Source organism: Pseudomonas sp. PDM15 (genome assembly GCF_014851565.1).
Taxonomy (GTDB): domain Bacteria; phylum Pseudomonadota; class Gammaproteobacteria; order Pseudomonadales; family Pseudomonadaceae; genus Aquipseudomonas.
Map to the genome: position 1 here is coordinate 503,898 of NZ_JACVAA010000003.1, position 20,902 is coordinate 524,799.

Annotated in this window: 19 protein-coding genes; 6 read left to right on the forward strand and 13 right to left on the reverse strand. The window is 67.4% G+C overall.

Going from position 1 to position 20,902, the window contains the following annotated elements:
- Positions 1 to 24: 24 nt before the first annotated feature.
- From IB232_RS10270 to IB232_RS10280, 3 genes are all read right to left on the reverse strand, one after another.
- Positions 25 to 666 (reverse strand): TRADD-N-associated membrane domain-containing protein, encoded by a 642-nt coding sequence (locus IB232_RS10270; protein WP_192398394.1) that lies wholly within the window; start codon positions 664 to 666, stop codon positions 25 to 27.
- Between the two features lie 194 nt (positions 667 to 860).
- Positions 861 to 2,009 carry an acyl-CoA dehydrogenase family protein gene (locus IB232_RS10275; protein ID WP_192398395.1) on the reverse strand — a complete coding sequence of 383 codons (1,149 nt, stop codon included), beginning with the start codon at positions 2,007 to 2,009 and terminating at the stop codon, positions 861 to 863.
- 70 nt (positions 2,010 to 2,079) lie between these two features.
- Positions 2,080 to 2,652 carry a DUF4157 domain-containing protein gene (locus IB232_RS10280; protein WP_412547722.1) on the reverse strand — a complete coding sequence of 191 codons (573 nt, stop codon included), beginning with the start codon at positions 2,650 to 2,652 and terminating at the stop codon, positions 2,080 to 2,082.
- A 119-nt stretch (positions 2,653 to 2,771) separates the two neighbouring features.
- Between IB232_RS10280 and IB232_RS10285 the strand changes: the two genes are divergently transcribed.
- Positions 2,772 to 3,194, forward strand: a complete 423-nt coding sequence (locus IB232_RS10285; protein ID WP_192398397.1) for a hypothetical protein — start codon at positions 2,772 to 2,774, stop codon at positions 3,192 to 3,194.
- Here the strand turns inward: IB232_RS10285 and IB232_RS10290 are convergent.
- The 5 genes from IB232_RS10290 to ftrA all read right to left on the reverse strand — a co-directional run bounded on the left by IB232_RS10290 (position 3,187) and on the right by ftrA (position 9,547).
- The gene (locus IB232_RS10290; RefSeq protein ID WP_192398398.1) at positions 3,187 to 4,368 is read right to left on the reverse strand and encodes a PepSY-associated TM helix domain-containing protein; all 1,182 of its coding nucleotides are present in this window, start codon (positions 4,366 to 4,368) and stop codon (positions 3,187 to 3,189) included. The genes IB232_RS10285 and IB232_RS10290 overlap by 8 nt on opposite strands.
- Before the next feature lie 68 nt (positions 4,369 to 4,436).
- Positions 4,437 to 6,920 carry a TonB-dependent siderophore receptor gene (locus IB232_RS10295; protein ID WP_192398399.1) on the reverse strand — a complete coding sequence of 828 codons (2,484 nt, stop codon included), beginning with the start codon at positions 6,918 to 6,920 and terminating at the stop codon, positions 4,437 to 4,439.
- A 112-nt stretch (positions 6,921 to 7,032) separates the two neighbouring features.
- Positions 7,033 to 7,986: a FecR domain-containing protein gene (locus IB232_RS10300; RefSeq protein ID WP_192398400.1), complete on the reverse strand. Its 954-nt coding sequence runs from the start codon at positions 7,984 to 7,986 to the stop codon at positions 7,033 to 7,035.
- Positions 7,987 to 7,989: 3 nt separating this feature from the next.
- Complete coding sequence (locus IB232_RS10305; protein WP_192398401.1) at positions 7,990 to 8,502, reverse strand: sigma-70 family RNA polymerase sigma factor; 513 nt, start codon at positions 8,500 to 8,502, stop codon at positions 7,990 to 7,992.
- Positions 8,503 to 8,551: 49 nt separating this feature from the next.
- The gene (ftrA, locus tag IB232_RS10310; protein ID WP_192398402.1) at positions 8,552 to 9,547 is read right to left on the reverse strand and encodes a transcriptional regulator FtrA; all 996 of its coding nucleotides are present in this window, start codon (positions 9,545 to 9,547) and stop codon (positions 8,552 to 8,554) included.
- Positions 9,548 to 9,643: 96 nt separating this feature from the next.
- On the opposite strand from ftrA, the gene IB232_RS10315 reads away from it, so the two are divergent.
- Both IB232_RS10315 and IB232_RS10320 read left to right on the forward strand, forming a co-directional pair.
- A complete protein-coding gene (locus IB232_RS10315) occupies positions 9,644 to 10,081 on the forward strand; it encodes a rhodanese-like domain-containing protein (protein WP_192398403.1) in 438 nt (145 codons plus the stop codon).
- Positions 10,075 to 10,560 carry a GNAT family N-acetyltransferase gene (locus tag IB232_RS10320; RefSeq protein WP_192398404.1) on the forward strand — a complete coding sequence of 162 codons (486 nt, stop codon included), beginning with the start codon at positions 10,075 to 10,077 and terminating at the stop codon, positions 10,558 to 10,560. Before IB232_RS10315 ends, IB232_RS10320 begins: the two co-directional genes overlap by 7 nt.
- A gap of 1 nt (position 10,561) precedes the next feature.
- Here IB232_RS10320 and recR read toward each other — a convergent pair whose 3' ends face one another.
- The 3 genes from recR to dnaX all read right to left on the reverse strand — a co-directional run bounded on the left by recR (position 10,562) and on the right by dnaX (position 13,762).
- A complete protein-coding gene (gene recR / locus IB232_RS10325; RefSeq protein ID WP_142134249.1) occupies positions 10,562 to 11,161 on the reverse strand; it encodes a recombination mediator RecR in 600 nt (199 codons plus the stop codon).
- 164 nt (positions 11,162 to 11,325) lie between these two features.
- Positions 11,326 to 11,652, reverse strand: coding sequence for a YbaB/EbfC family nucleoid-associated protein (locus tag IB232_RS10330; protein WP_003460931.1), 327 nt, complete (start codon positions 11,650 to 11,652; stop codon positions 11,326 to 11,328).
- A gap of 10 nt (positions 11,653 to 11,662) precedes the next feature.
- A complete protein-coding gene (gene dnaX, locus IB232_RS10335; protein ID WP_192398405.1) occupies positions 11,663 to 13,762 on the reverse strand; it encodes a DNA polymerase III subunit gamma/tau in 2,100 nt (699 codons plus the stop codon).
- A 195-nt stretch (positions 13,763 to 13,957) separates the two neighbouring features.
- Here dnaX and imuA point away from each other — a divergent pair, with 195 nt between their 5' ends.
- Genes imuA through IB232_RS10350 form a run of 3 tightly spaced genes read left to right on the forward strand, consistent with a single transcriptional unit; the run spans position 13,958 to position 19,045 of the window.
- The gene (imuA, locus tag IB232_RS10340; RefSeq protein WP_192398406.1) at positions 13,958 to 14,563 is read left to right on the forward strand and encodes a translesion DNA synthesis-associated protein ImuA; all 606 of its coding nucleotides are present in this window, start codon (positions 13,958 to 13,960) and stop codon (positions 14,561 to 14,563) included.
- Positions 14,564 to 14,570: 7 nt separating this feature from the next.
- Complete coding sequence (locus IB232_RS10345; protein WP_192398407.1) at positions 14,571 to 15,977, forward strand: Y-family DNA polymerase; 1,407 nt, start codon at positions 14,571 to 14,573, stop codon at positions 15,975 to 15,977.
- Positions 15,974 to 19,045, forward strand: coding sequence for an error-prone DNA polymerase (locus IB232_RS10350; protein WP_192398408.1), 3,072 nt, complete (start codon positions 15,974 to 15,976; stop codon positions 19,043 to 19,045). Before IB232_RS10345 ends, IB232_RS10350 begins: the two co-directional genes overlap by 4 nt.
- A gap of 18 nt (positions 19,046 to 19,063) precedes the next feature.
- Here the strand turns inward: IB232_RS10350 and IB232_RS10355 are convergent, their stop codons facing one another.
- On the reverse strand, positions 19,064 to 20,689 hold the full coding sequence (locus IB232_RS10355) for an NADP-dependent glyceraldehyde-3-phosphate dehydrogenase (RefSeq protein ID WP_192398409.1): 1,626 nt from the start codon (positions 20,687 to 20,689) through the stop codon (positions 19,064 to 19,066).
- A gap of 26 nt (positions 20,690 to 20,715) precedes the next feature.
- Complete coding sequence (locus IB232_RS10360) at positions 20,716 to 20,880, reverse strand: hypothetical protein (RefSeq protein WP_192398410.1); 165 nt, start codon at positions 20,878 to 20,880, stop codon at positions 20,716 to 20,718.
- Positions 20,881 to 20,902 lie beyond the last annotated feature (22 nt).

Genomic DNA, 20,902 nt, shown 5'->3' on the forward strand with positions numbered 1-20,902 from the left:
TGAGCGCATTGTTATGCAACATGCTCAGCTCGGGCGCTGAAGGCAGCTTTTGATGATTGATTCGGCGATTGAATCAGGGGATGCAACTTCAGCGTAGTGAAGTGCGAGCCGAACTTTCAATGCATCCCGAGCTTCTTTGGCTTCAAGGCCCTCGCACAGCTTGCGTGCTTCCATATGGTTTCGATCACGTCTCAATTTATCAAAGAAATCCGCCATAGACTCCTGAGCTCTCTTGGACTGTACGAAAAACAGTGCTGCTACTGCATCGACAATACCGCCGGCAATGAAGCGCGCAATTGTGGAGCTAGATTCAGCGTTCGCGTGCATAAAGGCCGCCAATACGATAATCAAGAAGCCTACAGACGCGAATACCAAGCTGAACCAGAAGCTGACTTTGGACTGCCCCAGAACTTGGGCGTAATAGTTCGCGAGTTGCTCCGTTTCAAAGGGAAGCTTCTGGGAGTCGGGTGAGCTTATTGATTTAACTATTTCGCGCGCCTCTGCCACGCCCTTAGCTGCAGCCTCAATCTCGAGCGGTCCGAATCGGACTGTGCGTAGTGCGCCCGATCTGAGCGCGGCAAGCACTGAAAACGCTACTGCCGCGAAGGCCACTGCAACAGATGCGATATCGGAGAACTGGGAGAATCTAAATAGAAGGTCATCCATTACGCGGATCGCTCTTCATGATGCATAACATTCCTTGTCGCTCCGCAAGTCGATGTTTTCCTGAGGTCATGCCAAACAGAAACGGCAGAAAGGAAAAAGCAAACACGACATGGCTACGGCAAAGCCCTGCGCCTTGATCGAGGCGCTTCGGGCGAGGCTACTAATTGGCCATCACACTGTCCAGAAGGCGCCGCTCAGAGTCCCATCTGCTTGCTGATGATCTCGTTCATCACCTCGCGCGAGCCGCCGCCGATGGAGAGGATGCGGTTGTCGCGGTACAGGCGCTCCACCAGGCTCTCGCGCATGTAGCCCATACCACCGAGGATCTGCACGGCGTCGTAGGTGATGCGGTCGGCCACGTCGGTGGCGAAGTTCTTGGCCATGGAGATTTCCTTGATCACGCTCTTGCCGGCGGCCATCTTGGCGGCCTGGCGGTAGGTGAACTCGCGGGAGACTTCCAGCTGGGTGGCCATCTCGGCCAGGCGGTGCTTGAGCACCTGGAACTTGCCGATCGGCTTGCCGAAGGCCTCGCGTTCGCGGGCCCAGGCCAGGGCCTCCTCCAATGCCATCTGCGAGGTCATGTTGGCCATCAGTGCCAGGCTCAGGCGCTCGCTCTGGAAGTTGGCCATGATGCAGGCGAAGCCCATGTTCTCCGCGCCGATCAGGTTCTCCACCGGCACCTTGCAGTCGTCGAAGAACAGCTCGGCGGTGTCCGAGGCCCACCAGCCCATCTTCTTCAGCGAGCGGCCGACGGTAAAACCGGGCGTGCCCTTCTCAATCAACAGCAGGCTGACGCCGCCGAAACCTTCGCCACCGGTGCGCACGGCCACGGTGTAGTAGTCGGCGCGCACGCCGCTGGTGATGAAGGTCTTGCTGCCGGTGACGCGATAGAAGTCGCCATCGCGCACGGCGCGGGTCTTGAGGTTGGCCACGTCGGAGCCGCCGGAAGGTTCGGTCACGGCGAGGGCCATGATCTTTTCGCCGGCCAGCACTTCGGGCACCACGCGCTCGCGCAGCGCCAGCTTGGCCCACTTGACCACCGGCGGTAGGCCGATATCCAGCGAGCCGAGGCCGGCGACCAGGCCACCGGAGCCAGAGCGCATCAGCTCTTCGCTGGCCGCTACCTTGGCGAACAGGTCGCCCTCATGACTGCCACCGTACTGTTCCGGGTAACCGATACCGAGGATGCCGGCGGCGCCGGCCTTGCGGTACAGCTCGCGGGGGAATTCCTCGGCCTCCTCCCAGTCCGCCACGTGGGGCAGGACTTCGCGCTCGATGAAGCGGCGCACCGAATCGCGGACCAGCTGATGGGATGGGTCGAAGTATTCCTGGAAGGCGGACATGTGGGTGGCTCCCGATTGTTGTTTTCGCCACCCTAACCGAGCGCTTGCTTGGTTTTCAAGCTGCTGCGGATTATTGCGCCCGCAGCGCCCGTGCCACCTGAATCTGCATGTCGTAGGCCGGCGCCTCCACGGCATTGAAGTCGTGGGTGTAGCGCTGGGCGAAGCCGGTCGAACCCCACTCGCGATACTGCTTCACGTGCCACAGCTCATGGGCCCAGAGGGCGACGTCGAGTTCGGCGTCCTCCTGGTTGCGGAATACCACCACATCGACCAGCGTCACCGCCTGGATATCCGGGTTCTGCAGCATGGTGCTGGCCACGTCCAGCTCGTCGAGTGCGCCGACGCGAAAGCGAACCGTATCCAGCAGCACGTTGTCGTAATAGGGCAGCAGCTGAGCGCGGATGCCCGGCGGAATCGGCTGGGTGCCGGAAGTCAGCGCGGTATCGCGGGACTGCAGAATCCAGCGCTCCAGCGTCACCGCCGCGGTACCGAGCACTTCCTTGCGGACCTGTTCGAACTCCGGCACGCAGATGCAGCTGTTGAAGCAGATTTCCATCTGCCCCACGGGGCAGGCGGCAGAGGCGCCAAGCGGCGCTCCCAGGACGAGGAGCAGCGCAGCGGATCGTAGAAGCGCAGAAGTCACGGATTTACCAGGAGTAGTTCGGGGGGAACGGTGGGCCGCCATCTTGGCAGCGGATGGCCGCCGACGCTATGACCGGCTTGGGCGCCGGAAAGTCCCCAGCGCTGCCATGGAGAGGAAAAATGCGCGCCATCTGGATCGCCATCTTTGCCTGCCTCCTGGCGGGCTGCGTGACCCGCCAGGACTACCAGCCCCAGGCCATTTCCGAACGCGAGGCCTATGCGGTGATCACCGAGGTGGCGGAGCAGCAGCCCGCCGCCCAGAACTCCATCTCGGCCTACCTGGACAGCCGCTACCTGGGCTTTCGCAGCGAGCACGACTCGGCCGCCGGTACGCCGCAGGACATCCGCGAGCGCATCTACTTCAACTCGCTCGATACCATTGAGCTGCGCCGCAGCGGGCTCGGCTATCGCGTGCAGTTGAATGGCCCGAATGGCGACACCCTGCGTGAGTTCCGCCTCGCCGACCGCCCGCAGGCCGAGCGCTTCGTCGACGCCCTGCACTACTACCGCGAGCACGCCCCGGCCTTCACCGGCCTCAAGTGAGCACAGCAGCTTCGGCGCGGCGCCCGGCAGAGCGCCGCGCACGCTGTTTGCGCCACCAGATGACCATGCCAGTGACGCTGAGCACCGCGATGGCCAGCCCCAGCACGGCGATCAGCACGCGCCCGGGGAAGCCGAGGATGCGCCCGCCGTGGATCGGCAGCTGCAGCTGGTAGAAGCGCTCGCCGAGCGTGCCCACGCCAGGAATCTCGCGACCGATCACGCTGCCATCCTGGCCATGCACGAAGACCCAGGCGTTGCCCTCGTCGCTGGCGTGGTCGCCGAAGCCGGCACCGAAGAAGTTGTACTCGAAGCTGTAGTACAGCTCGGTGATCGGCGCATGCAGTCCCAGGCGGTCACCCTCCTCCCGCGCCAGCGCATAGGCCTGGCGGTAATCCAGCTTCAGCTCGCCGAGCTCCTCCTTGGCCAGCCGCCCGCGTGCTTCGTAAGTACTTAGCGGCACCTCGGAGAACAGCGACACCACCGGCTTGAACACCTCGGCCGGCAGGTTCATCGCCACGCTGCTCACCGCTACCGGCGTCAGCAGCAGCCATAGCCACAGGCCGCCGGCGCGGTGCACATCGTGGTTGAGGCGCTGGCGCTTGATCTTCCAGGCCTTGCCCCACTTGCGCCAGAACGGCCGGCCGCGCGGCAGGGTCAGCCACAGCGAGACCAGGCAATCGAGGGTCCAGAGGATGGCGATGATGCCCATCAGCCAGATGCCCCAGTTGCCCGGCAGGCTGAGGTTGTAATGGAACTCGAGGATGAAGGGCACGAAGTTCTCGCGGGAGAAGCAGCAGGCACCCCACTCCCGCTCGCCCAGCACCTGGCCGTTGGCCGGGTCGAGATAGAACACCCGCGGCGCCAGCGGATAAGGCTGGCCGCTGGCCGGATCGGTGCGCGGCACGGTGGCCAGCAGCGCCGAATGGCCGGGTTCGTCCGGCTGCTCCATGTACCAGACCAGGCGCTGCGGGTGCTCGGCCTCCAGCCGCTCGATCAGACTCGGCCCGTCCATGCGCACCGTGGCGGCGTGGTCGGTCTGGTAGAACTGCGGGTTGAGCCACTCGTCCAGCTCGTGGTGGAAGGCCAGCACGCTGCCGGTGAGGCCGGCAAGGGCGAGGAAGATCGCCGTGGCCAGGCCCAGGTAGCGGTGCAGCAGAACCAGAACGTTGCGCATGATGTTTTCCCGTCTCGCAAACAGCAGAAAGCCGCCGTCTCTTGCGAGGCGGCGGCCGCTTCAGCGCATCAGAATTTCTGGGTGACGGTGGCCACCACGGTACGTTCCTCGCCCAGGTAGCAGGCATTGGCCGAGTAGCAGGAGGCCACGTAGTACTCGTCGGTGAGGTTGTTGGCGTTGACCCGCACCGAGGTGCCCTGCAGGCCGACGTTGGCCAGGTCATAGCTGACCGACGCATCGAACAGGGTGTAGGACGGCACCTGGAAGTCGTTGAGGTCGCTGCCCTCGCTCTCGCCCACGTAGCGCGCGCCGGCGCCGATGCTCAGACCGGCCAGCAGGCCATCCTTGAAGCCGTAGTCGGCCCACAGGCTGGCCATCTGCTCGGGGGTCTGGTACGGCGTGTTGCCCTTGGCATCTACCACAGTGGTGTAGCTGGAGTCGGCGAAGATGAAGTAGGACTTGCTGTACTCCACGTCGTTGTAGGTGTAGCTGCCCATCAGCTGCAGGTTGTCGGTGACCTGCACGCGGGCCTCCAGCTCCACGCCATTGGAGTCGATGCCGCCGACGCCCTTGTATTCGTAGCTGTCGGTGAAGCTGTTTTCCTTGGCGAACAGGTTCTCCATCTCGATGGTGAAGAAGGAGATGGTGTACAGGTCGTCGGTGCCCGGCGGCTGGAACTTCAGGCCGGCCTCCCACTGCTCGCCGGTGGTCGGCTTGAGGATCTGCGCGCCGTCGGAGTAGTTGGACGTGGGGTTGAACGAGGTGGAGTAGCTCAGGTACGGCGACAGGCCATTTTCGAAGGCGTAGAGCACGCCGAGGTGGCCGCTGAGCTTGTCGCCGGTGTTGGCGTCCTTGGTGCCCTGCTGGTAGTCGTCGATGGACACGTCGTACCAATCCTGACGCAGGCCGGCGGTGAAGTTCCAGCCGCCCAGTTCGATCAGGTCCTGCACGTAGAGACCAGCCTGTTTCTGCCGGCGCAGGGCATCGCTGACGGTGGCCAGATCGGCCAGGTCGTTGTTGTCGTAGACCGGGTCGAACACGTCGATCGGGCCGACGCTGGTGTAGTCGCGGTCGTAGCGCACCTTGTTCTTCGAGTACTGGTAGTCCAGGCCGGTGACGACCGTGTGCTGCGCCGCGCCGGTGGCGAATTCGGCCTGCAGCATGTTGTCGACGATCCAGGCGTGCAGGTTCTCCTCGCCGCCGCTGAAGCCGCGGGCCAGCTCGTTGCTGGTGGCGCTCACATAACCGTTGCCCCACACCTGGCTGTTGTCGCTGCTGGCGTCCAGGTAGCGGAAGTTCTGCCGCGCGCTCCAGGTGTCGTTGAAGCGGTGCTCCAGCTCGTAGCCGAGCATCTGCTGGGTGCGGGTGAACTCCTCGACGCTCGGATCGCCCTCGAAGAAGCTGCCGGAGATGCGCTCGCCATTGCGCTTGTGCAGGGTGCCGGAGGCCGGGACGCTGCCGTGGTAGCCGCCGTTCGGGTCGTGCTGCAGATAGGCGTAGAGGTTGAGCAGCGTGTCCTCGCCCAGGTTGAGCATCAGGCTGGGCATCAGCGCGTAGCGGGTTTCCTCGACATGGTCGACCTGAACGTCGGCGTCCTTGGCCAGGCCGACCAGGCGGTAGGCGATGTTGTCGTTGAGCGGGCCGGTGACGTCGAAGGCGGTCTGCTTGTAGTCGTGGCTGCCGTAGGACACGTCGATGCGCGCAGCCTGTTCGAACTCCGGACGCTTGGTGGTCAGCGCCGCCAGGCCGCCCGGGTTGCTGCGGCCGTAGAGCACCGAGGATGGGCCCTTGAGCACGTCGATGCGCTCGATGAAGTACGGGTCGATCTGCAGGCTGGTGAACGAGCCGGGATCACCCATGGACTTCAGGCCGTCGATGATGATGTTGTCCACCGAGCCGTCGTTGATCCCGCGCATGGCCAGGTAGTCGTAGCGGTGGGTGTTGCCGTAGGGGTTGGTGAGCACGCCGGCGGTGTAGCGCGTGGCCTCGGCGACGGTGCGCGAGCCCTGTTCCTCGATCTGCGCGGCAGTCACCACGGAGACGCTCTGCGAGGTCTTCACCAGCTCCTTGCTGGTCTTGGTCGCCACGCTGCTGTGGGTGGCGTTGTAGCCGTCCATGCTGCCCAGCGCGTTGCCCAGGGCGAAGCCTTCGACTTCGGTGGTTTCCAGCGACAGGCTGGCACCGCCCTCACCTGCCGCGCTCAGCGAGTAGCCGCCGCTGGCGTCGCGCACCACCTGCAGGCCGCTGCCTTGCAGCAGCTTGGCCAGGCCTTCGTCCACCGAATACTGGCCCTGCAGGCCCTGGCTCTGCTTGCCGGCGGTGAGCTGGCCATCGACCGCCAGGAGAATCTCCGCCTCGCCGGCGAACTGGCTCAGGGCGCTGGACAGCGGACCGGCGGCAATGGCGTAGCTGCGCAGGCTCTGCTCGGCTTCGGCGGCATGCGCCTGGCCAATCAGGGCCGGCTGCAGGGCGGCCAGCGGCATGGCCAGCACGGCGGCGCGAATGGCGCGGCGCAGGGTCTGAGGAGCCGGACGGTTGATGGTGCTACGCATGGAAATCCCCTGGGTCTCGTAAACAATGGCCGGGCGAAATCGCCCTTTTGCCCCTGGAGCCAGGCGAGATGAAAAAAGGGGAACCGCAAATGAAAAATATTTTCGCCTGCACTCAAACTGCAGCGGCGTTGCGTGGTTCGATGCTGATCCACCAGGGCAGCCGGCGCACCACGCGCACCGGCAGGCTGGCCTCCAGGGCGGCATAGATGCGCTCCGGCTCGGCCAGGGGGAAGGCGCCGACCAGGCGCAGATCGGCCACCTGCGGGTCACAGCCCAGGTGGCCGTGCTGATAGCGCGACAACTCGGCGATGAACTGGCCCAGCGGCATGTCGTCGGCCTGCAGGATGCCGTGGGTCCAGGCCTGCTGGCCCTGGCGCAGCGGCGCCGGGCGGTCCACCCACTGGGCATCGAAATAGGCCTGCTGCCCCGCCACCAGGCTCTGCCGGCGCGCACCGAGAATCTCCAGCGCGCCGACCTGGGTCGAGACCAGGTAGCCATCGTCCTGCTGACGCACGGCGAAACGCCCGCCCTGCACCCGCAGGCGCCCGTGGGCGGTTTCCAGCCACAGCGGGCGGGCATCGTCGGCCGCCTCGACCAGCACCTCGCCACGGTACAGCGCCAGGCGCCGCAGTTCGGCGGTGAAGTCCACGTCCAGCGCGCTGTCGGTGTTCAGCCACAGGCGGCTGCCATCGGCCAGCTGGCTGCCGAGCACCTCGCCCACCGCCGTGCGCTGGTTGGCCTGCCAGTGCTGCCAGGGCAGCGTGCGGCTAGTCAGCGCCAGCAGGCTGCCGCCACCGATGATCGACAGCACCTTGAGCGCCTGGCGCCGGTCCACGCCGCGCGCCTGCAGCGCCGAACGCGCCGCCTGGCGTTGCGGCAGACGCTCGAACTGGCCGCTGATGCTCTCCACCCGCTGCCAGGCCTGGCGATGCTGCGGCTGGGCCTCCAGCCAACGCTGCCAGGCCTGGCGGTCCAGCTCGCTGGCGCGCTCGTCGCGCAGCAGGGCGAACCAGTCAGCCGCCTGTTGCAGCACGACGAAGTCGATCGGGGAAGCGCTGCCGGCCATGATTCAGTCCTGCGCCAGGGTCAGGCAGTGCAGCATGGCCTGAGCCATGTACTTCTTCACCATGCGCTCGGACACACCGAGCTTCACGGCGATTTGCCCGTAGGTCAGGCCATCCAGCTGGGCCATCAGGAAGGCGTCGCGCACCTTGCCCGGCAGGCGGCGCAGCATGGCGTCGATCTGCAGCAGGGTGGCCATGATCAGCTCGCGCTGCTCCGGCGACGGCGCGTACTGCTCCGGTTGCAGGGCCAGGGATTCCAGGTAGGCGCGCTCGATGGCCAGGCGCCGCCAGTGGTTGACCAGCAGCGAGTGGGCGATGGTCGACAGGTAGGCGCGCGGATCGCGCAGCGGCGTGAGGTCGCGCTCCTTTCTCAGCAGACGCAGGAAGGTGTCCTGGGCCAGGTCCGCGGCGTTCTGCGCGCAGCCCATGCGCTGGCGCAGCCAGCCGTGCAACCAGCCGTGATGGTCGACATAGAGCTGTTGAAGGGCTTGCTGCTGAGAGGCCGCGCTGAGCGCCATGGAAAACGTCTGCCACTGGGCGTTGAGATGGCGCGAATGGTAATGCTTCTCAAGTGTTTTCCGCCAGCGTCGTCTGCGCTTTTTTGCCGTGCTTGCCGAATCGCTCGCGATAAGCGCTCGGTGGCAATCCCAGGTGATTGCGGAAGGCGATGCGGAAGCTCTCCACGGTGCGATAGCCGCACTGCTCGGCGATGCGCTCGACGCTCTGCGCGCCACCTTCCAGCAGCTCGCGGGCACGGGCCAGGCGCTCGTGCTGCAGCCAGGCCTTGGGCGTCATGCCGGTGGCCGCGCCGAAACGGCGCAGGAAGGTGCGCTCGCTCATCGCCACCCGCACCGCCAGCTGGCTGACCTCCAGCGGCTGGTCGAGGCGCTGGCGCACCCATTCCAGCAGGCCGGACAGGTCATGCCGCGACGAATGCGCCACCGGTGCGGGGATGAACTGGGCCTGACCGCCGGCACGCTGTGGCGCCATCACCAGGCGCTGGGCCACGCGGTTGGCCACCTGGTTGCCGAAGTCGCGCGCTACCAGGTGCAGGCAGGCATCGATGCCGGCGGCGCTGCCGGCCGAGGTGATCAGCTGGCCGGCGTCGACATACAGCACCTGCGGATCCACCTCGATGGCCGGGTAGCGCTGCGCCAGTTCATCCGTGTAGCGCCAGTGAGTGGTGGCGCGCTGGCCGTCGAGCAGGCCGCTGGCCGCCAGCACGAACACCCCGGAGCAGATCGACAGCAACCGCGCGCCGCGCCCGTGGGCCTCGCGCAGGGCATCCAGCAACGCTGGCGGCGGCAGCTCGGCACGGTCGCGCCAGCCGGGAATGATGATGGTGCGCGCCTCGGCCAAGCCTTCCAGGCCGGCATCGGCCAGCACCCGGATGCCGCCCATGGCGCGCATCGGTCCCTCGTCGAGACCGACGATGCGATGGCGATACCAAGGGAAATCGAACTCCGGCCGGGCCAGGCCGAAGATCTCCACGGCGATGCCGAATTCGAAGGTACACAGGCCGTCGTAGGCGAGAATGGCCACCAGGCCGGGGTCGTTGCGCATTGGCGGAAAATTTCCGATAGCTGTCCGAGCCGCCACTGTAGCCGAGTGGCGGCGACTCATACAGTGGCGCCATCCCCCACCACGAGGAGTTCCACCATGAGCCTGGTCAGTCAGTTCTCCGCCGCCCCTTACGCCGTCGCCCTGATGCACTTCAGCCAGCGCCTGAGCTTCGAGACCGATTGCTCGGACGTCCACCACAGCCAGCAGGAGGGCCAGGTCGACTTCGTCCTGCTCGACGTGCGCGGCGAGGCGGCCTACGCCGCCGGCCACGTACCGGGCGCGCTCAACCTGCCGCACCGCCTGATGAGCGCCGAGCGCATGGCCGAGTTCCCGCGCAACACGCTGTTCGTCGTCTACTGCGCCGGCCCGCACTGCAACGGCGTGCACCACGCGGCCGTGCGCCTGGCCAACCTCGGCTACGCGGTGAAGGAGATGATCGGCGGCGTCACCGGCTGGCTCGACGAGGGCCTGAGCCTGGTCGGCGGCGATGCCCAGCCGAGCACCGCGCCGCAGAGCGTCAGCTGCGCATGCTGAGCCCCGTGCGGGTACGTGCCGCCTGCCTGGCGGACGTGCCCATGCTGCTGACGCAGATGCGCGAACTGGCGGCGTTCGAGGACTACCTGGCGCAGTTCGCCGTGGACGAACAGGCGCTGCGCCAGCGCGCCTTCGGCCCCACCGCACAGTGCCAGGTATTCGTCGCCGAGGCCGAAGGCGAGCTGCTCGGTTATGCGCTGGCGCTGCTGATTCCGTTCACCTACGACCTGCGGCCCACGGCCCGGCTCAAGGAGCTGTACGTGCGCCCCGCCCGGCGCTCGTCAGGGCTGGGCCGGCGGTTGCTGGTAGAGCTGGCGCACTGGGCCCGCGGACAAGGCGCCGGACGCCTGCACTGGGATGTGCTGGCCGGCAATACGCGCGCCGAAAGCTTCTACCAGCGCCTGGGCGGTCGCCCGGTGCAGAAATGGATCGCCTACGAGATGGATGACGCCGCGCTGCGGATGCTGGCGCGCGGCTGAATCAGCCGGAGATCGGCCGGCGCCCGGCCAGGGCATGGGCCAGGGTACCGCCATCCACCAGCTCCAGCTCGCCACCCAGCGGCACGCCGTGGGCGATGCGCGACAGGACGATGCCCTTGCCGTTGAGCATCTGCGCGATGTAGTGGGCGGTGGCCTCGCCTTCCACCGTCGGGTTGGTGGCGAGGATCACTTCGCCGTACTGGCTGGCGCCGATATGCGCCAGCAGCTCGGGAATGCCGATGGCTTCCGGGCCCAGGCCATCCAGCGGTGACAGGTGGCCCTTGAGGACGAAGTAGCGCCCGCGATAGCCGGTCTGCTCCACCGCGAACACATCCAGCGGCCCCTCGACCACGCACAGCAGCGCGTCGTCGCGGCGCGGGTCGCTGCACTGCGGGCACAGCTCGTCCTCGCTCAGGGTACGGCAGCGCTTGCAGTGCCCAACCCCCTCCATGGCCGCCGCCAGCGCCTGCGACAGGCGCATGCCGCCGCTGCGGTCGCGCTCCAGCAACTGCAGCGCCATGCGCTGCGCTGTCTTCTGCCCGACACCGGGGAGAAGGCGCAGCGAATCGATCAGTTGGCGGATCAGCGGGCTGAAGCTCATGGATAAGTGTCGCTATGAGAAAGGAGCAGCACGGAGTAAGGGGGCGTTCAGGCGACGTGCAGGGCAAGGCGCGAAAAGGCGTGGGCACCGGAGTTTACTGGCGTAAATGAGGATGCCCGCGCCTTTGAGCAACGCAGCCATGTGCGTCGACTGGGCGGCCCGGTTTAGAACGGCATCTTGAAGCCGGGCGGGAGCTGCATACCTGCGGTCATGCCGGACATCTTCTCCTGGCTGTTCTGCTCGACCTTGCGCACGGCATCGTTCACCGCGGCGGCGATCAGGTCTTCCAGCACCTCCTTATCTTCCTGCATCAGGCTGTCGTCCAGGGTGATGCGCTTGACGTCGTGGCGACCGGTCATCACCACGCTCACCAGGCCGGCGCCGGACTGGCCGGTGACTTCGGCGTTGGCCAGCTCTTCCTGCATCTTCTGCATTTTTTCCTGCATCTGCTGCGCCTGTTTCATCAGGCCTGCCATGCCGCCTTTCATCATGATGCTGTCCTCAAGTGTTCAAGGGTTCGATGGAGTCGGCGCGGATCGACGCGCCGAACTGTTGGATCATCTGCTGCACCAGCGGGTCGTCGTGGATCGACTGCTCCGCCTGGCGCTGGCGTTCGGTGCGCTTGCGCGAAGCGGCCTGGGCCGGGGTTTCCTGTTCCGGGCGAACCAGCTCGATGCGCAGGTTGAGGGGGCGCCCCAGGTGCTGGTTCATCGCGTCGTTCAGACGACGCTGCTGAGTGGCATTGAACAGCGCGCTGTGCGCCGGGTCCAGGTGCAGCAGCCAGTCGTCGCCATTGGCTTCGATCAGGGTGCAGTTGGCGCCGATGCTGCCGGTCATGCCGGACAGCCCCAGGCGCGGGAACAGGTCGAGCCACTCGGCGGCCAGGCCGGTGGCCGGTTGCGCGGCCGGCAGCGGCTCTGCCACGGCGGCCTCCGGCTGGGCCGGCGCATCGAAATCGTAGTCGAGGCTGTCCGCATCGGGCTCGTAGTAGTCGTAGTCACCAGGTGGCGGCTCGTCGTCATCGTCGGCCTCGCTGGCGACCGGAGCGCTCGGAGCCGTATCGACCACCTGCGCCGTCGACTCGCCCAGCGGTAGCGCCACCGGCGTCTCGGCAGGAGCTTCGACGATAACAGTCTGGGGCACGGCCGGAACCTGCGTCGGAGCTACCGGCAGGCTCTCCTCGGCGGCAGTTTCCCAGGGCACATCGACGGCCACGGCAGGCTCAGCAAGCGCCTCGACCATTGCCGCCGACTCGGCCGGCGGCGCCGCGATGACGGGAGCAGGTGCAGGTACGGGCGCAGGGGCAGCAGCCACCGGAGCCGGAGCCGGAGCCGGAGCCGGAGCCGCGGCAGGCTGGGCGACGGGCGCAGGCTGCGCAGCAACCGGAGCAACCGGAGCAACGATAGCGGCCGGCGCGGCAACGGGGGCTGCGCCGGCCACCGGGGTCTTGTCGGAATCAGCTGTGGCCTTGCTGATCCCCAGATTCTTTAGCGGTGACCTTGGCGCACCATCGGCATCGGCCGGGCGGAACGCCAGCATGCGCAGCAGCACCATCTCGAAGCCACCGCGCGGCTCCGGCGCCAGCGGCAGGTCGCGGCGGCCGATCAGGCCCATCTGGTAGTAGAACTGCACGTCTTCGGCCGGCAACGCCTGGGCCAGCGCCAGCACCTTGTCGCGGTCACCCTGGCCGTTGTCCACGGCCTCCGGCAGCGCCTGGGCGATGGCCACGCGGTGCAGCACGTTGAGCATTTCCGAGAGCACGCCGTTCCAGTCCGGGCCCTGTTCGGCCAGGTGGCGCACCGCTTCGAGCAGCGCACGGGCATCGCCTTCCAGCAGCGCATGCAGCACGCCGTAGACCTGGCCGTGATCGAGGGTGCCGAGCATCGAGCGCACATCGCTCGCCACCACCTTGCCTTCGCCGAAGGCGATGGCCTGGTCGGTGAGGCTCATGGCGTCGCGCATCGAGCCATCGGCGGCGCGGCCAAGCAGCCACAGGGCGTCTTCCTCGAAAGGAATGTTCTCGGCGGTCAGCACATGGGTCAGGTGCTCGACCACCCGCTCCGGCGGCATGTTCTTCAGGGAGAACTGCAGGCAGCGCGAGAGGATGGTGACCGGCAGCTTCTGCGGGTCGGTGGTGGCGAGCAGGAACTTGACGTGGGGTGGCGGCTCTTCGAGGGTCTTGAGCAGCGCGTTGAACGAGTGCGTGGAGAGCATGTGCACTTCGTCGATCAGGTAGACCTTGTAGCGCCCGCGGCTCGGTGCGTACTGCACGTTCTCCAGCAGCTCGCGGGTGTCCTCGACCTTGGTACGGCTCGCGGCGTCGACTTCGATCAGGTCGACGAAGCGGCCCTCGTCGATCTCACGGCAGACCGAGCAGGTGCCACAAGGCGTGGAGCTGATGCCGGTTTCGCAGTTCAGGCACTTGGCGATGATCCGCGCGATGGTGGTCTTGCCCACGCCGCGGGTACCGGTGAACAGGTAGGCGTGGTGCAGACGCTGGCTGTCCAGGGCGTTGATCAGGGCCTTGAGCACATGGGTCTGGCCAACCATCTCGCGGAAGCTGCGCGGGCGCCATTTACGTGCAAGAACCTGATAACTCATGAAAAACCGTCGCGGCTGGGAAAGCGGAAGTGGCTAATCCTAGCGGAGCACCGGGTAAATTGCATCCGCCGTAGACAGCACCCCTCATCGGAGCGGACTTGTAGAGGTGCGCCTTATCAAATACTGTTTTTATATACAGTATTTTAGCGACACTGCCATGCCCACCCTCCCCACTCCTTCTTCCCGGTGCTCCTCATGAATGCATCGGTCATCGCCCTGGATCGTCTGCTCGACGAGCGCCGCGTCTGGAAGGGGCAACCCCAAGGCCAACCCAGCGGCCTGCAACCCAGTGGCCATAGCCGCCTGGACGCCGCCCTGCCCAGCGGCGGCTGGCCAGAGGCGGCGCTCAGCGAAATCCTCCTGCCCAGGCCGGGCCTGGGCGAGCTGCACCTGCTGTGGCCGACCCTGGCGCGCCTGAGCCAGGCCGGCGAGCGCCTGGTCCTGATCGCCCCCCCCTTCCTACCCTACGCGCCGGCCTGGCAGCTGGCCGGTATCGACCTGCACTGCCTGGAGATCGTGCGCACCAACGAGGAAGACGCCCTGTGGGCCGCAGAGCAGTGCCTGCGCTCCGGCAGTTGCGGCGCCGTGCTGTGCTGGCCGAGCCAGGCCAGCGACCGCGCCCTGCGCCGCCTGCAGGTAGCCGCCGAAACCGGGCAGACCCTGGGTTTCGCCTATCGTCCGGCCAGTGCCGCCCATAACCCCTCGCCCGCCGCCCTACGCCTGTTGCTGGAGGGGCCGGCGCAAGTGCGCGTGCTCAAGTGCCGCGGCGGCCTGGCGCCGGCGCGCGCCATCGCGCTCTGAGGCCGAGATGCGCTGGGCCTGCATTCTCCTGCCGCAACTGGCGCTGGACCACGCACTGCGCCAGCGCGACGATCCGCAGGCGCCGCTGGCACTGCTCAGCGGGCCGGCCAATCGCCGCGTGCTGCAGGCGCTCAACCCGGCGGCGCGCGAACTCGGCCTGCGCCCCGGCATGGCGCTGAACGCCGCCCAGCTGCTCAGTCGCGACTTCGCCACTGCCGACTACGACCTGGCCGCCGTGGAGCGCTGCCAGCAGTTCCTCGCCGCCTGGGCCTACCGTTTCAGCTCGCAGGTCAGCCTGCACTATCCGCGCGCCCTGCTGCTGGAGGTGCATTCCAGCCTGGCCCTGCTCGGCCCCTGGCCCCGCCTGGAGCAACGGCTGCGCACGGAACTGGATGCCCTGGGCTATCGCCATCGCATCGTTCTGGCGCCCAACCCGGCCGCCGCGCGGGCCCTGGCCAATGTCCACGCCGGCCTGGCCGTCGACGAGCGGCAACTGCCCCAGGCCATCGCTCAGCTGCCGGTCAACCGCGCCGGCCTGCCCGGCGAGATGGCCGGCGCTTTGGCACGCATGGGCCTGCGCCAGCTGCGCCAGGTGCTGGAGTTGCCGCGCGAAGGCCTGGCCAGGCGCTTTCCATCCCAGCTGCTGGGGCACCTGGACCAGTTGCTCGGCCACCGCCCGCTGGGGCTGGACTTCTATCTGCCGCCGGACGAGTTCAGCACGCGCATCGAGCTGAACTTCGAGGTTGCCTCGCACCAGGCCCTGCTGTTTCCGCTGCGCCGCGCGCTGGGCGACCTGGCGGCCTACCTGGCCAGCCGCGACGGTGGCGTGCAGCGTTTCAGCCTGACCCTGGAGCACCGCAGCGGCGTGGCCACCGAGCTCAAGGTCGGCCTGCTCGCGGCCGAACGCGACGCTGGCCTGCTCTTCGAGCTAACCCGCGTGCGCCTGGAGCAGCTGCAACTGCCCGCGCCGGTGCTGGCCCTGGCACTGACGGCCCGTGACCTGCCGGCCTTCGTACCCGAATGCCGCGAGCTGTTCGATCCACGCCCCCAGCAGAACCAGAGCTGGGAACAGCTGCGCGAGCGCCTGCGCGCCCGCCTCGGCGATGAGGCCCTGCACGGTCTCAACGCCCACGCCGACTCACGCCCCGAACACGCCTGGCGCCCTCTCTCCGGCAAGGCCATGCCTCTCGTCGATCGGCCGCGTCCGGGCTGGCTGCTGCACGAGCCACAACCGCTGCGCGAACCGCTGGCGCGCATCCTCGCCGGCCCCGAGCGCATCGAATCCGGCTGGTGGGACGGTGGCGACCTGCGCCGCGACTACTACCTGGTGGAAACCCGCAACGGCCAGCGCGCCTGGGTGTTCCGCAGCGTCGGCACGGACGAGCCGTTCCAGCTGCACGGGTGGTTCGCATGAGCGCTTATGCCGAGCTGCACTGCCTGTCCAACTTCAGCTTCCAGCGCGGCGCCTCCAGCGCCCTGGAACTGTTCGAGCGCGCCCGGCGCCTGGGCTATCGCGCCCTGGCGATCACCGACGAATGCAGCCTGGCCGGCATCGTGCGCGCCTGGCAGGCGGCCAAGGAAAGCGGTGTACCCCTGATCGTCGGCTGCGAGCTGCGCATCGACAACGGCCCCAAGCTGGTTCTGCTGGTGGAGAACCTGGCGGGTTACCAGCGCCTGTGCCAGCTGATCACCCGCGCCCGCCGGCGTGCCGACAAGGGCAGCTATCGCCTGCTGCGTGAGGACCTGTCGGCGCCGCTGGAGGGCCTGCTGGCGCTGTGGCTGCCCGAGCGTGACAGCACGCAGGACGGCCACTGGCTGCAGACGCTGTTCCCCCAGCGTCTGTGGCTGGGCGTGGAGCTGCACCGCGGCCCGGACGATGCCTCGCGCCTGACCGAGCTGCTGGCACTGGCCGAGCACACCGGCATTCCCGCCGTGGCCTGCGGCGATGTGCACATGCACGCCCGTGGCCGCCGCGCCCTGCAGGACTGCATGACCGCCATCCGCCACCACCTGTGCGTGGCCGAGGCCGGCCAGCATCTGTTCAGCAACGGCGAGCGCCATCTGCGCACTCCGGCGGAGCTATGCACGCTGTACCCGCCGGAGCTGCTGGAGGAAAGCCTGCGGATCGCCGAGCGCTGCCATTTCGACCTGAGCGAACTGCGCTACCAGTACCCGCACGAAGTGGTGCCCAAGGGCGAGACGCCGACCAGTTGGCTGCGCCACCTGGTCGAGCAAGGCATGCGCAAGCGCTGGCCGGATGGTGCGACACAGAAGGTCCGCGACCAGCTGGAGAAGGAGCTGCAGCTGATCGCCGAGCTGGAGTACGAGAGCTACTTCCTCACCGTGCACGACATCGTCGCCTACGCCCGCAGCCAGCACATCCTCTGCCAGGGCCGGGGCTCGGCGGCCAACTCGGCGGTGTGCTTCGTGCTCGGCATCACCGAGCTCGATCCGGGCCGCACCAACCTGCTGTTCGAGCGGTTCCTGTCGCGCGAGCGCAACGAGCCGCCGGACATCGACGTGGACTTCGAGCACGAGCGCCGCGAGGAGGTCATCCAGTACGTGTTCCGCCGTTATGGCCGCGACCGCGCCGCCCTCACCGCCGTGGTCAACACCTACCACGGCGCCGGCGCCATCCGTGACGTGGCCAAGGCCCTCGGTCTGCCGGCAGAACAACAAGGCGCCCTGGCCGACTGCTGTGGCCGCTGGACCGACCGCCTGCCGCCGCCCGAGCGCCTGCGCGAGGCCGGCTTCGACCCGGACAGTCCGGCGCTGCGCCGGGTGCTGGCGCTAACCGAGGCGCTGATCGGCTTTCCCCGCCACCTGTCGCAACACCCCGGCGGCTTCGTCATCTCCGAGCAGCCGCTGAGCGAACTGGTGCCGGTGGAAAACGCCACCATGGCCGAGCGCACGATGATCCAGTGGGACAAGGACGATCTGGACGAGGTCGGCCTGCTCAAGGTCGATGTGCTGGCCCTGGGCATGCTCACCGCCCTGCGCCGCTGCTTCGACCTGATCGCCCACTACCGCGGCCAGCGCTGGACCCTGGCCACGCTACCCCAGGAGGACCAGGCCACCTACGAGATGATCAGCCGCGCCGACACCATCGGCGTGTTCCAGATCGAATCGCGGGCGCAGATGGCCATGCTGCCGCGGCTGAAACCCGAGAAGTTCTACGACCTGGTGATCGAGGTGGCCATCGTCCGCCCAGGGCCGATCCAGGGCGACATGGTCCACCCCTACCTGCGCCGCAGAAATGGCGAAGAGGCAGTGACCTACCCCAGCGAGGAGCTGAAAAAGGTCTTCGAGCGCACCCTGGGCGTGCCGCTGTTCCAGGAGCAGGTGATGGAGCTGGCGGTGGTCGCCGCCGGCTATACCCACGGCGAGGCCGACGACCTGCGCCGCTGCATGGCCGCCTGGAAGCGCCGCGGCGGCCTGGAGCCGCACCAGCAGCGGCTAACCGAGGGCATGCTGGCGCGCGGCTACAGCGCCGAATTTGCCGCGCGCATCTTCGAGCAAATCAAGGGCTTCGGTAACTACGGCTTCCCCGAGTCCCACTCGGCCAGCTTCGCCCTGCTCACCTATGCCAGCAGCTGGCTCAAGTGCCACGAACCGGCGGCCTTCGTCTGCGCGCTGATCAACAGCTGGCCGATGGGCTTCTACAGCCCGGACCAGCTGCTGCAGAACGCTCGCCGGCATCAGGTCGAGATCCGCCCGCTGGACGTGCGCCACAGCAACTGGGATTGCAGCCTGGAGCCCGGCGCGGATGGACAACCCGCCCTGCGCCTGGGTTTGCGCCTGATCCGTGGGTTGCGCGACGAACAGGCGCAGCGCCTGGAACAGGTCCGCCAGATGCAGCCCTTCAGCGATATCGCCGATCTCTGCCTGCGCGTCGACCTCGACGACCGCTGCCGCGCCCTGCTGGCCGATGCCGGCGCCCTGCAGGGCCTGGTCGGTCATCGCCACCAGGCGCGCTGGGCGATCGCCGGTGTGGAGCGCCAGGCGCCGCTGTTCGCCGATCTGCCGGCCGCCGACGAGACGCCAGTGCAGCTACCGCAGCCGAGCCAGGGCGAGGACGTGCAGACCGACTACGCCACCATCGGCACCACCCTGGGCCCGCACCCGCTGACCCTGCTGCGCGACGACCTGCGCGCGCGGCGCTGCCGCAGTTCGCGGGAGCTGGATGGACTCAGCAACGGGCGCCTGGTCAAGGTCGCCGGCCTGGTCATCGGCCGGCAGCGGCCGCAGACCGCCAGCGGCATCACCTTCGTCACCCTGGAAGACGAGCACGGCATGCTCAACGTGGTGGTGCGCCTCGAACTGGCCGAGCGCCAGCGCCGCGTACTGGTGGGCTCGCGGCTGATGCAGGTGGACGGCCATCTGGAACAGGCCAGCGGCGTGCGCCACGTGATCGCCGGACGCCTGCACGACCTCACGCCGCTACTCGACGGCCTGGACGTGCGCAGCCGCGACTTCCACTAGCCGCGGCTGCGCACCGAGTCAGAAAATGTAGTCGGTGGTGATGAAGCCCGACTCGCGGTTGCGGATGATCTCGCTGACCAGCGCCTTGTTCTGCGGGTTGAAACGGGTCGCCACCAGGGTACGGATGGAGAACACGCGCAGGGCGTCCTGCACCGAGAGGGTGCCCTCGGCGGAGTTCTTGCGGCCGTTGAACGGGAAACTGTCCGGGCCGCGCTGGCACTGGGCGTTGATGTTGATGCGGCCGACCTGGTTGACGAAGGCATCGACCAGCCGCCCGACCTGCGCCGAATCGTTGCCGAAGATGCTCAGCTGCTGGCCGTAGTCCGAGTGCAGCACGTAGTCGATCACCTCCTCCACCTCGCGGTACGGCACCACCGGCACCAGCGGGCCGAACTGTTCCTCCTGGTACAGGCGCATGGCCGGCGTCACCGGGCTGAGCAGCGCCGGGTAGAAGAAGCTCTGCCGGTGCGCGCCACCACCGGGGTTGATCACCCGCGCCCCCTTGGCGATAGCGTCGTCGAGCAGGCCGTTGAGGTAGTCGACCTTGCCCGGCTCGGGCAGCGGGGTCAGCGCCACGCCATCCTCCCAGGGCATGCCGGGCTTGAGTGCGGCGAGCCTGGCAGTGAATTTCTCGAGAAAGGCGTCGAGCACATCCTCATGCACGAAGAGGATCTTCAGCGCCGTGCAGCGCTGGCCATTGAACGACAGCGCGCCGGTGATCGCCTCGTCCACCGCGTTGTCCAGGTCGACCTGCGACAGAACGATGCCCGGGTTCTTCGCATCCAGGCCCAGCGCGGCGCGCAGGCGGTGCGGGCGCGGGTGCAGCTTCTTCAGGTCGGCGGCGCCCTTGTGCGTGCCGATGAAGGCGAACACGTCGATCTTGCCGCTGGCCATCAGCGCGCTGACCGTATCGCGGCCGCGGCCGTAGATGATGTTGATCACCCCCGGCGGGAAGCTGTCGCGGAACGCCTCGAGCAGCGGGCGGATCAGCAGCACGCCGAATTTGGCCGGCTTGAACACCACGGTATTGCCCATGATCAGCGCCGGGATCAGCGTGGTGAAGGTCTCGTTCAGCGGGTAGTTGTACGGTCCCATGCACAGCGCCACGCCCAGCGGCACGCGGCGGATCTGGCCGAGGGTGCCCTGCTCCAGCTCGAAGCGGCTGGAGCGGCGGTCCAGCTCCTTGAGCGACTCGATGGTGTCGACGATGTAGTCGCAGGTGCGGTCGAACTCCTTCTCCGAGTCCTTGAGGTACTTGCCGATCTCCCACATCAGCAGGCGCACCACCGCCTCGCGCTGCTCGCGCATGCGCGCCAGGAAGTCCTCGACATGCTGGATGCGCTCGGCCACGCGCAGGTTCGGCCACAGCCCCTGGCCATGGTCGTAGGCCTGCACGGCGGCATCCAGGGCGATCAGCGCGGCATCGGCATCCAGCAGCGGCGTGCTGCCCAGCACCACCTGCTCATCGCCCTGCTCGCCGGCCAGGAAGATCGGGCTGCGCACGGTCGCCAGCGGGCCATCCCAGCGGCGCAGCTCGCCGTCGACCAGGTACTCGCGCTGCTCGATGGGCGCGCCCGGGCGGTAGCGTTCGGGAATCTCGGCGAGGGTGGGAAACAGGTGCTCGAGCTGGCTGGCTGTGGTCATGACGGGGCCTGGAAAAAGAGATGGGGTCAGTGTGCGGAACGGCTGGCAGGTGCATTGCCCTGCGCCGCTTCGCTGCGCGGGTTGAGCAGCTCCTGCTGCTCGGCGTAGCGCGCGCGGATATCGAAGTCGCGCGGCAGGTCCGGCTCGGCCTGCGGGTCACGTGGGGCGGTGTCTCGCTTGCTCTCGTTCATGGGCAATTCCTAGGGTTTCCTA